At 40.6% G+C, this 15,017-nt stretch carries 14 protein-coding genes; 11 read left to right on the forward strand and 3 right to left on the reverse strand.

All coding sequences use genetic code 11. The features are described from left to right. Positions 1-19 precede the first annotated feature (19 nt). From GQR52_RS11285 to GQR52_RS11295, 3 genes are all read left to right on the forward strand, one after another. Positions 20-784, forward strand: a complete 765-nt coding sequence (locus GQR52_RS11285) for a hypothetical protein (protein ID WP_165728501.1) — start codon at positions 20-22, stop codon at positions 782-784. A 187-nt stretch (positions 785-971) separates the two neighbouring features. Then, positions 972-1,469, forward strand: a complete 498-nt coding sequence (locus GQR52_RS11290) for a (2Fe-2S)-binding protein (RefSeq protein WP_165728502.1) — start codon at positions 972-974, stop codon at positions 1,467-1,469. Beyond that, complete coding sequence (locus GQR52_RS11295) at positions 1,466-3,730, forward strand: molybdopterin cofactor-binding domain-containing protein (protein ID WP_165728503.1); 2,265 nt, start codon at positions 1,466-1,468, stop codon at positions 3,728-3,730. Before GQR52_RS11290 ends, GQR52_RS11295 begins: the two co-directional genes overlap by 4 nt. Before the next feature lie 68 nt (positions 3,731-3,798). Here GQR52_RS11295 and GQR52_RS11300 read toward each other — a convergent pair whose 3' ends face one another. Continuing rightward, positions 3,799-3,996 carry a CsbD family protein gene (locus tag GQR52_RS11300; RefSeq protein ID WP_007581220.1) on the reverse strand — a complete coding sequence of 66 codons (198 nt, stop codon included), beginning with the start codon at positions 3,994-3,996 and terminating at the stop codon, positions 3,799-3,801. Positions 3,997-4,276: 280 nt separating this feature from the next. On the opposite strand from GQR52_RS11300, the gene GQR52_RS11305 reads away from it, so the two are divergent. From GQR52_RS11305 to GQR52_RS11320, 4 genes are all read left to right on the forward strand, one after another. Then, positions 4,277-4,690 (forward strand): group II truncated hemoglobin, encoded by a 414-nt coding sequence (locus GQR52_RS11305; RefSeq protein ID WP_165728504.1) that lies wholly within the window; start codon positions 4,277-4,279, stop codon positions 4,688-4,690. An 83-nt stretch (positions 4,691-4,773) separates the two neighbouring features. Continuing rightward, the gene (gene hrpB / locus GQR52_RS11310) at positions 4,774-7,200 is read left to right on the forward strand and encodes an ATP-dependent helicase HrpB (protein WP_165728505.1); all 2,427 of its coding nucleotides are present in this window, start codon (positions 4,774-4,776) and stop codon (positions 7,198-7,200) included. Positions 7,201-7,457: 257 nt separating this feature from the next. After that, the gene (locus GQR52_RS11315; RefSeq protein WP_165728506.1) at positions 7,458-7,922 is read left to right on the forward strand and encodes a nuclear transport factor 2 family protein; all 465 of its coding nucleotides are present in this window, start codon (positions 7,458-7,460) and stop codon (positions 7,920-7,922) included. 17 nt (positions 7,923-7,939) lie between these two features. Beyond that, positions 7,940-8,284 (forward strand): hypothetical protein, encoded by a 345-nt coding sequence (locus tag GQR52_RS11320; RefSeq protein WP_165728507.1) that lies wholly within the window; start codon positions 7,940-7,942, stop codon positions 8,282-8,284. 100 nt (positions 8,285-8,384) lie between these two features. Here the strand turns inward: GQR52_RS11320 and GQR52_RS11325 are convergent, their stop codons facing one another. Together GQR52_RS11325 and GQR52_RS11330 are read right to left on the reverse strand one after the other, a co-directional pair. After that, the gene (locus tag GQR52_RS11325) at positions 8,385-9,209 is read right to left on the reverse strand and encodes an alpha/beta hydrolase-fold protein (protein WP_165728508.1); all 825 of its coding nucleotides are present in this window, start codon (positions 9,207-9,209) and stop codon (positions 8,385-8,387) included. Positions 9,210-9,241: 32 nt separating this feature from the next. After that, positions 9,242-9,457, reverse strand: coding sequence for a hypothetical protein (locus GQR52_RS11330; protein WP_165728509.1), 216 nt, complete (start codon positions 9,455-9,457; stop codon positions 9,242-9,244). A gap of 170 nt (positions 9,458-9,627) precedes the next feature. Between GQR52_RS11330 and GQR52_RS11335 the strand changes: the two genes are divergently transcribed. The 4 genes from GQR52_RS11335 (at position 9,628) to GQR52_RS11350 (ending at position 14,893) form a co-directional block, all read left to right on the forward strand. Then, positions 9,628-11,535 (forward strand): DUF1800 domain-containing protein, encoded by a 1,908-nt coding sequence (locus GQR52_RS11335; RefSeq protein ID WP_165728510.1) that lies wholly within the window; start codon positions 9,628-9,630, stop codon positions 11,533-11,535. A 9-nt stretch (positions 11,536-11,544) separates the two neighbouring features. After that, positions 11,545-12,885: a DUF1501 domain-containing protein gene (locus tag GQR52_RS11340; protein WP_010555167.1), complete on the forward strand. Its 1,341-nt coding sequence runs from the start codon at positions 11,545-11,547 to the stop codon at positions 12,883-12,885. 108 nt (positions 12,886-12,993) lie between these two features. Then, a complete protein-coding gene (locus GQR52_RS11345; RefSeq protein ID WP_165728511.1) occupies positions 12,994-13,707 on the forward strand; it encodes a DUF1499 domain-containing protein in 714 nt (237 codons plus the stop codon). Between the two features lie 139 nt (positions 13,708-13,846). Next, the gene (locus GQR52_RS11350) at positions 13,847-14,893 is read left to right on the forward strand and encodes an NAD(P)-dependent alcohol dehydrogenase (RefSeq protein ID WP_165728512.1); all 1,047 of its coding nucleotides are present in this window, start codon (positions 13,847-13,849) and stop codon (positions 14,891-14,893) included. The last annotated feature ends 124 nt before the right edge of the window (positions 14,894-15,017 follow it).

The following is a 15,017-nucleotide window of genomic DNA, read 5'->3' on the forward strand; positions in this document are numbered from 1 at the left end:
TTTAATTGAAGGACTATCAATGAAGTATCTAAATTACATATTCCTTTGCTTATCTCTACTTTTCACATCTAGCACATTTGCGCTTGAGCAAAAATATCACGAGAGCGTTTTACCTGTTATTGCTGCTTTTAAAACGCATGATAAAACTGCGATTGCTGCGATTGCTGCGCTTATTAGCTACCCGCTAAAACGACAGTACCCCATACCTGACATTAAAAATGAAGCTGAGTTTATTAACCGCTTTGATGAAGTGTTTGACGATGAACTCGCCAAAGTTATTGCCGCCTCAAACATTAATACCGATTGGGATAAAGTTGGTTGGCGCGGCATTATGCTAAATAACGGCGTTATGTGGGTTGATACTGACGGTAAAATTATTGCTGTAAATACCCAAAATACTAAAGAGCAGGCACTTGCTAAAAGCTTAATCGAACACGATAAGCAATCCTTGCACGCAAGTATCAACACTTTTGAAAAACCAGTACTTGATTGGAAAACGGCTAACTACCATATTCGTGTTGATGATTTAGGCGATCATAATTATCGGTATGCAGTGTGGGGTATTAATAAAAAGCCAAGTGATAAGCCTGATATGGTTTTACTAAACGGCGATATTACATTTGAGGGTAGCGGCGGGAATCATCACTATACGTTTAAAAATGGTCGCTATAGTTATGTGCTACAAGTAACCATTATTGGCTGCGATACATCACCACCAGGTTGGCTTGAAGTTTATAAAGACGATGAGCGATTACTATTTGAAGATGTTATAAGCACTCATTAATGTATGTTTTAGTATGCTTGATAATGTAGATCTGTTTTTAACAGTAAAACGTTCTAATAATTAGTATTTTTATAAAATAGATCTAAGTGGTAGGCTAAAAGTAGTAAGTATAAAATAGTAAGTAATTAAAAATAGTTCTCGCGCAACAAGGAACCCTCCTGTAAAGCGCTTTGCCAAGGAGTTTAGTATGATCACGCTTACCATTAATGGTAATAAACATGAGTTTTCTGGCGATCCGTCAACGCCAGTATTATGGTATCTCCGAGACGAATTGAATTTAACCGGGCCTAAATTTGGCTGTGGTATGGCTCAGTGCGGTGCGTGTACCGTGCATATTGATGGGGTAGCTCAGCGCTCGTGTGTATTACCGGTAGCGGCAGTCGCGGGGCTTTCAATTACTACAATTGAAGGGCTAAGCGAGCAGGGCGACCACCCAGTGCAAAAAGCCTGGGTTGAGCATAAAGTACCGCAATGTGGTTTTTGCCAGTGCGGCCAAATGATGCAAGCGGCGAGTTTATTAGCTGCCAATCCAAACCCAACTGATGATGAAATAGTAAGCAATATGTCGGGCAATATTTGTCGTTGTGGTACTTATCCGCGTATTCATAAAGCGATTAAATCGGCTGCTAAAACTATTGCGGGCGTGCAATATTTTGACCCAAATGAGCAAGGGGAAGAAGTATGAACGAAACAAATAATACATACTTTGATTTAACCCGCCGTAAGTTTTTAAAAACCAGCGCAATAGGTGCGTTGGTACTTGGTACTTATTTTGTTGGCAGTGCACCAAGAGCATTTGCTGGCGTGTTAGAGCAACCGTCTGAGCTGGCAAAACGCGCAAACTTATTTATTGCACTGCGCCCAGACGGCATGGTTGAAATAACCTGCCACCGCTCTGAAATGGGGCAGCAAATTCGCACTGCAATTGCACAAATAGTTGCCGATGAAATGGAAGCCGCGTGGGATAAGGTTATTGTTATTCAGGGTAAGGGCGATCCTAAATACGGCGATCAAAATACCGATGGTTCGCGCAGTATCCGCTACAACATGCAGCGCCTGCGTGAAATGGGCGCAAGTGTGCGTTACATGATGCAGCACGCTGCTGCTAAGTATTGGAAAGTTGATCCACAAACCTGTACTGCTAATCAACACGTTGTTACACACAGCTCAGGTAAGTCGCTTACTTATAAAGATTTAATCGACTTAGCGCTTACAATAACGCCACCAGAGGCAGACAAGCTAACACTTAAAACGCGTAAAGAATGGCGTTATATAAATACCGGTATGGCGCACATAGATTTAGCCGATTTAGTAACAGGTAAAGCTATATTTGCAGCCGATGTACGCGAACCACAAGCGCTGGTGGCTATAATTGAACGCCCGCCGGTAGTAGGCGGTGTTGTTAAGTCGTTTGATGCCAGTGCTACAAAAGCGATAAACGGCGTTATAGATGTTATTGAAATACCTGCACCAAAAGGCGCACCGCAGTTTCAGCCAAAAGGCGGGGTTGCGATTATAGCTAAAAACACATGGGCTGCATGGCAAGGGCGTAAAGCATTAAAAGTCGTGTGGGATGATGGCAAAAATGGCGATTACAATTCAGAAGAATTTAAAAAGTCATTATTAAAAACAGTACAAACTCCACAGGCAAACATACGTGATAAAGGCGATGCCATGGGCGTGTTGGCTAAGTCGAGCAATAAATTGGTAGCTGATTATTACGCGCCGCATCTTGCTCAAGCCCCAATGGAGCCGCCTTGTGCAACAGCTATGTACAACAAAGACAGTGTTGATATATGGGCTGCTACGCAAAATCCACAAGCCGATATGAAAACAGTGGCTGCAATGCTTGGCATGGATGAGAGCAAAATTAATGTTCACGTTACCATGTTAGGGGGCGGTTTTGGGCGTAAGTCAAAACCTGACTTCTCAGCAGAAGCGGCTTACCTTTCAATGAAAGTAGGCAAACCTATTCGTGTTCAATGGACGCGTGAAGACGACATACAACATGGTTTTTACCATGCAGTTTCGGCTCAGCACATTGAAGCATCGCTAGATAAAAATGGCGCTATAGAATCGTATTTACACCGCACCGCGTTTTCACCAATTACCTCTACCTTTTCAGAAGGGGCAACTACGCCAGGAAGCTTTGAACTGCGCTTAGGGTTTACCGACAACCCAATTAACACACCTAACATGAAGTTAGAAAACGGTGATGCGCAAGCCAAAGCACGAATTGGTTGGATGCGTTCTGTATCAAATATTTTTCATGCCTTTGCTATTCAGTCATTTATTGGCGAAGCAGCGCACAAAGCGGGTCGCGACCAAAAAGACTATTTATTAGAAACTATAGGTCCAAGCCGAATCCTTGATGTAACTGAGCAAAATGCCACATACGATAATTACGGTGGCGATAAAGCGGTTTATCCTCTAGATATTGGCAGACTGCGCCATGTTATTGAAAAAGTAGCTGACATGAGTAAGTGGGGGCGAGAGCTACCTAAAGGTCGAGGTTTAGGTATTGCAGCGCATAGAAGCTTTTTAACTTACGTAGCGACGGTAGTTGAAGTAGCAGTGTCGGATACTGGCGATTTAAAAGTAATTAAATCGTGGGTTGCCATTGATGCGGGTACGGTTGTAAACACCGACACCGTTAAAAACCAAACCCAAGGTGGCTCTATTTACGGTATTACAACTGCAATCAGCGATGGTATTACCTTTGATAAAGGGCGCGTACAGCAAAGTAACTTTCATGATTATCGCGTACCGCGTATGAGCGACGCACCGCTTGAGATTGACGTTGAAATTGTACAAAGTGATGCACCACCAGCAGGGGTAGGCGAGCCGTCTACACCAGTTTATGCGCCAGCATTATGTAATGCTATTTTTGCAGCGTGCGGAAAGCGTATTAGGCAGTTACCGATTGGTAACCAATTAAAAGCGTAGCTAAATAACCTACAGCTTAAACAAAAAAACCGCCAAATGGCGGTTTTTTTAAAAGCGGTTAACGCGTTTTAACGACCTTTTTCAAACTCATCAACTTCACGCTCTGCTTCTTCTTTAGATTTACCGTATTGCTGCTGAATTTTACCAACTAGCTCTGTACGGCTACCTTCAATTTTATCTAAATCGTCGTTGGTAAGATCGCCCCATTTTTGTTGAGCCTTACCTTTAAGTTCTTTCCAATTACCTTCGATACGATCGCTGTTCATAAGTTTATCCTTACTTTAGGTTAGTGAATTAACTGTCAGTTATAAAGTAGCAAGCCTTGTACCAAAGAATAATAATGGTTTTATTGTTTTTATTATCAGTTGGTTATATTTTTATGTTGAGCGATTTTGTTTTTAATATTGCGCTATTTATTAAAAAATATACATAGCAGCCTGTAATTATTGCTGACATAAGTTACGCCGCTTTGATGTAACTCATTCTTAAATTTTTGTTTTAAGCTAATATGCAGGTATTAAACAAAGTAGTTAACCTGAGTGAGTTATGAATACAAAAACGTGTGAATACGGAGTGGATGACTGCTCATACAAAATGGCAGGTGAGTTAGCAGGTATTACACAATTGGTGAATGCGTTTTACGATAATATGGAAACTTTAAAAGAGGCTGAAAATATAAGGAGTATGCATTCAAAAGATTTATCAGCATCACGTAAAAAGCTCGCTTACTTTTTGTCGGGCTGGTTAGGTGGTCCTAAATTATACGCTGAACATTTTGGCAGTATAAATATTCCTCAAGCGCACAAACATTTACATGTAGGCATTGATGAAAGCGGTGCATGGTTGTTATGCATGCAAAAAGCGGTTGATGAGCAGCCTTACGAAGCCTCATTTAAAACTTACTTAATGGAGCAATTACGCGTACCGGCTGATCGAATTAGAATGGTATCCGGTAGTTAATAGCAATTATTAATAAACATCAATCGCAGCTAGGCTTTGGTTTTTTGTTACAATGCCTGCAAAGCAATTTAGGGTAAATAGCTGTGCTGCCGGTTCAAGACATATATCAACAACTCGTTACTACATTACAAAGTAATCCTATTACGTTATTACAAGCGCCGCCTGGTGCTGGTAAGTCTACGTGGTTACCACTACAACTTATGCGCGACGGGCATTTTAAACGCATTGTAATGCTAGAGCCACGCCGTTTAGCCGCGCGCAATATTGCCAGTTACTTAGCAAAGTGCCAAAACGAGAGTGTTGGGCAAAGTGTAGGTTTGCGGATTAGGGGCGAGAGTAAAGTCAGCGCTAATACGCGCCTTGAAATAGTAACCGAAGGCATGCTTACACGCATGCTGCAAAACGACCCCGAATTAAGCGATATAGATTTACTTATATTTGATGAATTTCATGAACGTTCAATTGCAGCCGATACCTCACTTGCCTTTGCGCTCGAGACCCAAAGTGCACTGCGTGAAGACTTAACCATCATGCTTATGTCGGCAACGCTAGATACTGAGCGTTACACTGCGTTTTTTGATTGCCCTGTAATTCAATCGAGCGGTCGCAGTTACCCAATAGACGAAGTCTACATACCCATAAAAGATGAAAGCCGCTGGCTTGATGCAATTCCTAGCATAATAAAACAAGCGCTTAATGAGCAAACAGGCAGTGCATTGGTATTTTTACCCGGGCAATTTGAAATACTACGGGTGCAGCAAGCACTTAGCGATTTACCCAGTAACTGCACTGTAGCAACGCTATTTGGCGAGCAAGATAAAGCCAATCAGCAAGCCGCTATTGCTCCTGCACCAAACGGTATGCGCAAAGTCGTGCTTACCACCAATGTAGCCGAAACCAGTTTAACTATTGAAGGCATACGCATTGTAATTGACAGCGGCAAGCGCCGTGCAGCGACCTTTAATTTAAAAACAGGGGTTACAGAGCTCACAACACAAAGTATATCGCGCTCCTCAGCTGTGCAGCGTGCAGGGCGTGCAGGGCGAATAGAGCCGGGCATTGTATATAGGCTGGGCTCTAAGCAAACCTTTGAGCGACGTAATAGCCACGACAATCCCGAAATACTCACATCAGACATAAGCCAACTTATGCTTGAGGCAAAGCAATGGGGAGCCAGTATTGATGAGCTAACCCTACTTGATAAGCCTACTGAGCAACAATGCGAGCAAGCAAGTAACCTGCTCAACATGCTAGAAGCTATTGATAGCAAGGGTAAGCTCACACCGCTTGGCAGTAAAATGTTAGGTTTTGGTGCTGATATTCGTTTGGCGCATATGCTACTAAAAGCACAAATACTTGATGACCAACTCCCTGGTATTTTTAGGCTCGCTATTTATTTAGTGGCATTACTTGAGAGCCGAGTAAACAGTGCAAACGAGTTGAGTTTAGCGTTGCATAGCCAACAGCAACGTCCGCATCCGGTATTTAAACAACAGTTAAAATATTGGCAAAGCCGCTTAAAAGTAAAAGACGAAAACAGCGAATTAAATACGCATTATATTAGTTTGCTAGTGGCATTGGCGTACCCCGATCGCATCGCTAAAAAACGCGGTAATGGTTACCTACTTGCCAATGGTGCAGGTGCTGAGTTAAATGCCGATTACTGGCACAACGACGATTACTTAGCTATAGCAACCATGGGCGGGCACAAAGGAGGGCGTATATTTTCAGCCACCGCGCTTAACCCATTTGAGTTACAAGAATTTTTACCGCATTTATTTAGTGAACTTACTCGCTGTGAGTTTGACGAAAAATCAGCACGTTTTATTCATCAAGATGAAGTAAAGCTCGGGGCTATAACGCTCAGCAGCCAGCCTAGTAAACAAAAACTAGATAAGAGCGAGCGCGCTAAAGCGTGGCTAAACTTATTTGCTAAACACGGTTTTGCATTATTTAACGAGCAACCTGATGCGCAGCAATTATTGATACGCATGAGCTTAACAAGTAAGTTATTACCCGATAAATTTCCACAAATAAATGAGCAACAACTCATTCAAAATGCAGCGCAGTGGCTAGGCGTGTTTTTAGAAGATATTAAAACGCTCACGCAGCTTAAAAAGTTTAACTACTTTGAAGCATTACAAAACTGTTTTGATTGGCAACAACAAACCGCTTTAAAAGCACTGTTACCACTGCGCTTAACGGTGCCAAGTGGCTCAAATATAAAAATAGAATACCAGCTTGATGGCCCCGCAAAGCTAAGCGTGCGTATGCAAGAAGTTTACGGCTTGACCAGTACGCCTATGCTTGCCAACGGTAAACTGCCACTGCTTATGGAGTTGCTATCGCCAGGTAAACGCTCACTGCAACTTACTCAAGATTTAGCACACTTTTGGGCTAGCAGTTACCGCGATGTGCAAAAGGAAATGAAAGGTCGTTACCCTAAGCATTTTTGGCCAGACGACCCAGCCAACAGCGTTGCAACGAATAGAGTAAAGAGCAAAATGTAGATTTTATACCAATTTTATTAAAAACATGATCATTTTATCGTATTAAATAGCGCACTCACTGCGTTAAAAATTATTCATATAGAACAACTATATGTCGTAATTTTTGCCTTGTTATTACGCTATTTTCTTAGCGCTATAATGAACACTAATTTAATGCAATTGGTATTAATTACTTAAAGTTACTTGTTTTATTATTGAGCGCATTAATATAGTGTACCTGTAAATAAATCAATATTTTTAACTACAGGGAATAAGTAATGAGGCTACTTTTAACGTTAGGTTTGGCTTTGGTAACTGCTTTTTCGGCGTATGCAGAAAAGCCACTCGACTTAAATGCGTTTGCGCAGCAGTACTATAAAACAATGACCGCTACACAAGCACCTAATGCAGGTACTAAAGAGCTTGAGGCTTATCTTGCATTGTTAACTGATGATATTGGTAATCAGCATATTCCTTATCAACCCGATGACTCACGTACTCCTGATGGTAAAAAGCAAATGCGCAAAGGCATGAGCTTTTACTTAGGCGCGCACACGTTGTTTGAAAGCACACTGCTTGATACATTTGTGTTTAACGATACAGGCTTTGCTATTCGTTATAAAAACGATGTAAAAGGTGTTCATCCGCAAAATCAGCAATCAATAGAATATACATCAGTAATGATGGAAGTAATCGAAATTGAAAACGGCAAAGTGGCGATGATCCGCAAGTATCACGAATAACTAATAAGAATATATTTATGAAACATTTACTTATCGCATTATCAATATTAATGCTTAGTGCATGTGTTAGTACAAAAAGTGATTTTAGGTTTGATGGCTCCACGCCTGAATCAACTCAGGCAGGAGTTAATAAAGTTTTAAAGGCATTACAACCTCAAGAGTCAATGCGCTTTTTAGGTGCCTTAATGTCAATTCAGTTTTCTGACGTGCAAAGCGCAGAAGATATAATAGGCGACCCTACCATGATGAATGAAGTGAATTACTTTATTATTGGTAAAAAAATTGATGGCTTAAATTATTATGAAGTATTGGATCTTGCGAGTTCATCTTCATCAAAAGTAGAGTTTTCTGTAGAAGAGTAATTTTATTTTGTTAGTTACAATATAGTTTTACGCCAATGATGCAGTGCATTATTGGCGTTTTTATATATGAAGTTATTTATATTTAACTATTCATACTTAACTATTCGGGATGATAGTTCATTTTTTTAAAAGCATCGTATACCGCTAAATGTAGTGTTTCAGTGTGATCTAGGTTTTCAAAATAGCCAAATTGTACTTGGCTTTTACTACTAAGAATAGGCGCTACTTTTTTATGTAATTGCTTTGCTAAACCTTCCATTAGCTCACCTTCTTTACCCACTCCAATATAAACCGATTGAGGAAAGGTAGTTGGCTCAAAAGGGCCATTTAGTAATTCATTATCGGCCCACCATAGGCTTGGGCTAATTATTACGTAATGATTAAACATTGCAGGGTGATTAAACAAAATATCGGTAGCTAATAGGCCGCCTAACGACTGACCAATTAAAGTGTTTGTTGAGTTGGTATGGTAAGTTTTATTGATCAGTGGGCGTAGTTCGTCGTTTATAAAACTAATGAACTTTTTTGAGCCACCATGCGTTGGTAAACCTTTTAAATCGAGAGCGTTATTACTCGGTGATGTAAAATCGTGTTTGCGGTCGATATTTTCTATACCCACAACAATGGCTTCGGGTATATGATTTATCCACGAAAAAGAGGCAAACTGTACGAGTCCTGCAATATGAATAAAGTCTTCATCTTTTGAGCCATCGAGTAAGTAAATAACAGGGTAACGCTTATCGCTTGATTGCTCATAACTATTAGGCAAGTAAACGTTTATAGTGCGTTGCTGCTCAAGCGTGGTTGATTTAAAGGTAAAGGTTTCACCAATACTAAAAGGTTTTGTTTTAATCGGTTCAGCATGGCTTAATAAGCTAAAAGCTAAATATATTACTGTAAATAAACTTAACATTTTATTTTTCATTAGATTGCCTTTAGTTATTGTTATTACTTAATTTAAACTTCTTTTCCGCCATGCTTTTCTGCTAGGTCGTCGAGCTCGGCTAAGGTGTAATCAAAACCACTTTCGTCGTATTCGTATGTCACTTTTACACTATCGCCGCCATTAAAAAGTCGTGTTTTTACATCGTTAACCGGCCAGTCTTTCAGCTCGTGTAAAAACCGGTTAGCAACTTGTGAAGATTCAAAACAATAGCGAATTTCTGTTTTCATAAATAATAAAGCTCTGGCTGTTTACCCCTGCAGCTAGTGCATTATTAATGGGGCGTTCATGATTCGGTTACAAAAAATAAAGAGTTAAATTGTAAATTTTGTGTTTCAATAAATGCATCAAACTCGGTACACACTAACGTACTTTAATTAACAAATGATGACGACTTTACATGCATTATAAATTTGCTCTGATCGCAAGCTCGGTTTTTATACTAAGCGCTTGCGGTGGTTCAGGCTCAGATGATACGCCAACCGTTAACGGAAATAAAATCCCCATTTTGTCAGTCGCTGATATTCCTAGTGAATTAATTAAGGGCCAAACAATTGAGCTAAAAGCAACAGCCAGTGATAAAGACGGCACTATTACATCGGTTGTATGGCAACAAACGCAAGGGCCTGAACTAATTAGCGGGCCTTTAGAGGCAGTAACCACCTCAGTAACACTGCTAAATGCGCAAAGTTATAAGCCTGTTAATTACGCTTTTTCGGTCACAGCAACCGACAATGAAGGAGCAAGCAGTGTAAAAACGCTGAGCTTTATAGCGCGCAATAATATGGATGAGATTAGCGCCGCACGGTTACTACACCAAGCAACAATGGGGCCTAAGCTTAGTGAAATACAAAACGCACAAGGTTTAAGCGAGCAGCAATGGCTTGATAAACAAATAGCGCTACCTATTAATTATCACCGTGATTATTTAGTAAAGCTAAATGACGATGACGACTTTAAATACATAAGCCGCATAGATGCATGGTGGAAAGCAGTAATGCAAAGTGACGATCAACTCCGTCAACGTGTTGCATTTGCGTTAAGTGAAATATTAGTGGTGTCGGATGAGAACAGTGCCTTAAGAGGGCAACCTGAGGGCATGATCACTTATTACGATTTATTACTAAAGCATGCCTTTGGTAATTATCGTGACTTACTCGAAGATGTCACGCTTTCGCCTATTATGGGAACTTATTTAAGCCATTTGGGTAACGAAAAAGCAGACGATACACTTAATATTCGCCCAGACGAAAATTACGCACGTGAAGTAATGCAGTTATTTACTATTGGCCTTGAAGAACTAAATCTAGATGGCAGCGCCAAGCTTGATGCACAAGGTAATACCATTGCCACTTACGGACAGGTAGAAATAGAGGGTTTTGCACGCGTATTTACTGGTTGGACGTTTGCCGATAGTGAAACATTTAAGCGTAAAAGTCGTGATTATATTAAGCCAATGGAAGCATTTGACGAGTACCATTCTAGTAAACAAAAAACCTTACTAAACGGTGAGGTTATACCACAAGGTTATGCAGCAGAAGAGTCATTGCAAATAGCGCTCGATAATTTATTTAATCATCAAAATGTTGCGCCGTTTATTAGCAAACAGCTTATTCAGCGATTAATTACCTCAAACCCAACCCCCCAATATGTTGAGCGAGTAGCTAATGTATTTATTGATAACGGCGCTGGTGTACGCGGCGATTTAGCGGCGGTAGTAAAGGCTATTTATTTAGATGATGAAGCGCGGCATTTTGGCTCAGTGCTTAATTACCAAGGTAAAATTAAAGAGCCTATTTTAAAAACTGTACAGTTTTGGCGAAATCTCGATGCTAAATCGCCAGCGGGTTATTATAAAACATGGAATTTAATAAATAGCTACGGACAAGGACCCATGCAATCGGCTTCAGTATTTAACTTTTTTAGGCCTGATTATCAAACCGCAGCTTTGCGAAATGAAGGTATTGTTGCACCAGAATTACAAATAGCAAACGACGCAACACTGATTGGCACCATGAACGCGCTTTACGCAAGCTTAGTATGGAGTACCGCAGAAGCGCGCAGTGATTTAAATTCAAATAGTATTTATATTTATGTTCAAGACGACATGAATTTTTTAGAGAAAAACGGTGTTAGCGCGCTATTAGCTCAGTACAACACGTTATATTTTGCAGGCGCAATGAGCAGTGACACGCGCCAAGCGTTACTTGATTTAGATGCCTATTTTAATGAAGAGCAATACCGTGAACGGGTTTCGTATTTATTATATATGATTGCTATTTCACCTGAATTTAACGTGCAGTATTAGGAGCGCATAATGAGCATTAATAGAAGAGAGTTTTTGTCGTTATGTGTAAAAGGCAGTGTATCGGCTGCCGCGTTAACGAGCCTGCAATTACAAGCATTAACTGGAGCGACTAATGCAGTTGAGCTAGGTGATTACAAAGCATTAGTGTGTGTGTATTTATACGGAGGGAATGATTCGTTAAATATGCTAGTTCCGCTTGAAGGCGAGCAACGTAGTGTTTACGAGCAAAGTAGGCAGAACCTAGCGGTAGAAAGCCCACTTGAGTTAAGTATTAAAAGCCAGTTTGCCGGTGGAGTCGGTATTCATCCTTCACTTGAACCTATACAAAATGTGTTTGAATCTCAAAATTTAGCATTTATAGGTGGGGTAGGTACTTTACTCGCTCCCACAACATTGAGTGACTATAAAAATAAAACAATAGGTTTGCCTAAGCATTTGTTCTCGCATAACGATCAGCAAGCTGCATGGATGTATGGTCGAGAAAAACAATCACTTAATAGCGGGTGGGGCGCACGACTTTTAGAACGTTTAGAGCTACAAGATGAGTTTGCAGCTAATGTATCACTCGACGGTACTAATTTATGGCAAACGGGAAGTGCTAGCAATGCATTTGCGCTTAACAAAAGTGGCATTAGTAGTATTAACGCGTTTGGAGGGTATCAACCTCGTAGCGAGCACGTAACTTCTATTATGAACCGCTTACTAGGCAATACGAGCCATCCGTTAAGTACAGCTTATGCCAATGGCTTAACAAGTGCGATAAATAACACTCAAGCAATGAACAGCGCGTTAGAAAGCGCGCCTGCACTTATTACCCCATTTAGCGATAATAGCCTTAGTGAGCAATTTGCAGCAGTAGCTAAAACAATTAGCGTACAGGCAAAATTGAGCACTCAGCGCCAAGTGTTTTTTGTTTCTATGGGGGGGTATGATACGCACGATAACCAATTAACAACGCACCCTGCTTTATTAAATACGTTAGCTCAAGGGTTAAGTGAATTTGATAGCGCGATGAAAGAGCTTGATATGGCAGATAAAGTGACTGCGTTTACTATGTCTGATTTTGGTCGCACGTTGACCTCAAATGGCGATGGCACTGATCATGGTTGGGCAGGAAACCAAATAGTAATGGGCGGCGCAGTAAAAGGCGGCAATATATATGGCGAGCTACTAACTCAACATTTGGATGGCCCACAAGATACCGGTGGCGGGCGTTTAATTCCAAGTGTTGCAAATGAGCAGTACTTTGCCACATTGGCTCAGTGGTTTGGTGTGCCAAGCTCTGAGCTTGTTGATATTTTTCCAAACTTGAGTAACTTTGATCACACAACATTGGACTTTTTTGTGTAATTAGTCGCTAATAGTAATCTAAAAGCACTTGTTAGTAGTATAAGCTACTGGTTAATAGTGCTTATCTGTTTTAATAATAAAAATCACACACAATATAGGAATCATAAAATGAAAGTTTTAGTGAGCTTAGTTAGTTTAATCGCTTTTTTACTTGTAATACTGCCAGGGCCTTTGTATAAATTTGGTATTGTAGAATTAGGTGTTGCGTTTACGGGGTTTAAATTTGGCGTTTATGCTGGTGGCGCTGCATTGGTGCTACTTATAGTACAAGCGTTATTTATGCGTAAAACGTTAACGCTAAGCAGTGGTGTTATTGCACTTATATTTTCGGTTGTGGCTATTGCTATGCCACTTAATATGATGAACAAGGCTGAAGGTGTACCGGCAATTCATGACATTTCAACTGATTTAGTTAATCCACCAAAATTTGTAGCAATTGCACCACTACGTGCAAATGCATCTAACCCAGTAGAATACGCGGGTGAAGAAACGGCAGTACAGCAACGCAAAGCATACCCTGAGCTGGTAACGTTAAGCTTTGCACAATCTAAAGCCGATTTAATGACAGCAAGCGAACAAGCAGTTAAAAATCTTGGCTTTGCAGTGGTAAGTGCAAATACGGCTACAGGTATTGTGGAAGCTACCGATACAACAACGTGGTTTGGTTTTAAAGACGATGTGGTAATTCGTATTAAAGATGAAGGCAGCCAACGTTTTGTTGATATTCGTAGTAAGTCGCGAGTAGGGCGTAGTGATTTAGGAAAAAATGCAGAGCGCATTCATTCAATTATTAATGAACTAAACACCTTACTTGAAAAATAAAACGACTTAACCTGTATTAGGTTATTAGCGTATTAAAGCCCAACATTGTTGGGCTTTTTTGTTTTTAGCGTCAGTTTGTATTCACGACAACTGCGTTAGGGTTATTAAAATTTAAATTTTTAACCACTATGGAGTTATTATGAAAACAGTAGGATATGCAGCAAAAAGCCAAGGTTCTGAGCTGACAGAATTTTCTTTTGAGCGCCGCGATTTACGAAATAACGATGTAGAAATTGAAATTTTATACTGTGGTGTGTGCCATTCAGATTTACACGCCGTACGAAATGATTGGGGTGGCAGTGACTACCCATTAGTACCCGGGCACGAAATTGTTGGTAAAGTTGTTTCGGTAGGCAGCGACGTTAAAAAATATAAGCAAGGTGATACTGTTGGCGTGGGCTGCATGGTTGATTCATGCAAAAGTTGCGATCAGTGCGACAACAACGAAGAGCAATTTTGCCGAGAGGGTATGGTTGGCACTTATGCAGGTAAAGATAGAGAAACCGGCGAAATGACCCAAGGCGGTTATTCTAAAAGTGTGGTTGTACGAGAAGAGTTCGTACTTTTAATTCCAGAGAATTTAGAGCTTTCGCGCGTTGCACCACTATTATGTGCAGGTATTACTACGTATTCTCCACTTCATAAATGGGGTGTTAAAAAAGGCAGCCGTGTTGCAGTTGTTGGCCTCGGTGGCTTAGGACACATGGCGGTTAAAAATGCCGTAGCGATGGGTGCAATTGTTACTGTTGTTGGGCGTAGTGAGTCTAAAAAAGAAGACGCCGTTAAATTGGGTGCCCAGCATTACTTGGTGTCATCTAACGATGATGAAATGAAAAAGTCGCAGTCGGCTTTTGATGTAATTATTGATACAGTGCCTGTTAAGCATGACCTTTCAATCTACACCCCTTTATTAGACATAGACGGCGCACTAATCATCGTTGGACAGGTTGGCCCTATAGAAGAGCTAAACACGGTGCCGCTGTTAATGGGTCGCCGTCGTATTGCAGGCTCACTTATTGGTGGTATTGCAGAAACACAGCAAATGCTCGACTTTTGTGGTGAAAATAACGTGCTACCAGAGTGCGAAATGATCAACATTGACGAAATTAACACTGCATACGAGCGTATGGAAAAATCTGACGTACGATATCGTTTTGTTATTGATATGGCGTCGTTAAGCGCTTAATTTACTAGGTAAATTAAAAATAATAGAGCCGCTAGTTAGCTAACACCGATCAGTTAAGGTATTTTTGATCGGTTGACCGATCTTTTGGTTGCTTCACAATACCCTTATCATCTTTTGATTATGA

This window comes from Pseudoalteromonas sp. 31A1 (genome assembly GCF_011378815.1).
Lineage (GTDB): Bacteria > Pseudomonadota > Gammaproteobacteria > Enterobacterales > Alteromonadaceae > Pseudoalteromonas > Pseudoalteromonas arctica.